This window comes from Klebsiella sp. K5-204 (assembly GCF_030128585.1).
Taxonomy (GTDB): domain Bacteria; phylum Pseudomonadota; class Gammaproteobacteria; order Enterobacterales; family Enterobacteriaceae; genus Klebsiella; species Klebsiella quasipneumoniae.
Genome location: NZ_JAKUZS010000041.1, coordinates 1 through 676 on the forward strand (window position 1 = coordinate 1; position 676 = coordinate 676).

At 48.7% G+C, this 676-nt stretch carries 1 tRNA gene and 2 rRNA genes; all 3 read left to right on the top strand.

Annotated elements, in window-relative coordinates:
* Positions 1-107: ribosomal RNA gene (locus tag MKR05_RS26900) — 16S ribosomal RNA — on the top strand; the annotation flags it as partial.
* 85 nt (positions 108-192) lie between these two features.
* Positions 193-268: transfer RNA gene (locus MKR05_RS26905), tRNA-Glu, on the top strand.
* 177 nt (positions 269-445) lie between these two features.
* Positions 446-676, top strand: a 23S ribosomal RNA gene (locus MKR05_RS26910); the annotation flags it as partial.

Sequence of the window (676 nt, forward strand, 5' to 3'; positions counted from 1 at the left end):
TAGGTAGCTTAACCTTCGGGAGGGCGCTTACCACTTTGTGATTCATGACTGGGGTGAAGTCGTAACAAGGTAACCGTAGGGGAACCTGCGGTTGGATCACCTCCTTACCTTAAAGAACCTGCCTTTGCAGTGCTCACACAGATTGTCTGATGAAAGTAGAGAAGCAAGGCGTCTTGCGATTGAGACTTCAGTGTCCCCTTCGTCTAGAGGCCCAGGACACCGCCCTTTCACGGCGGTAACAGGGGTTCGAATCCCCTAGGGGACGCCACTTGCTGGTTCGTGAGTGAAAGACGCGTGCCGATATATCTCAAAACTCATCTTCGGGTGATGTTTGAGATATTTGCTCTTTAAAAATCTGGATCAAGCTGAAAATTGAAACGACACACAGTTAATGTGTGTTCGAGTCTCTCAAATTTTCGCAATCTGAAACATCTTCGGGTTGTGAGGTTAAGCGACTAAGCGTACACGGTGGATGCCCTGGCAGTCAGAGGCGATGAAGGACGTGCTAATCTGCGAAAAGCGTCGGTAAGGTGATATGAACCGTTATAACCGGCGATGTCCGAATGGGGAAACCCAGTGCAATTCGTTGCACTATCGTTAACTGAATACATAGGTTAACGAGGCGAACCGGGGGAACTGAAACATCTAAGTACCCCGAGGAAAAGAAATCAACCGA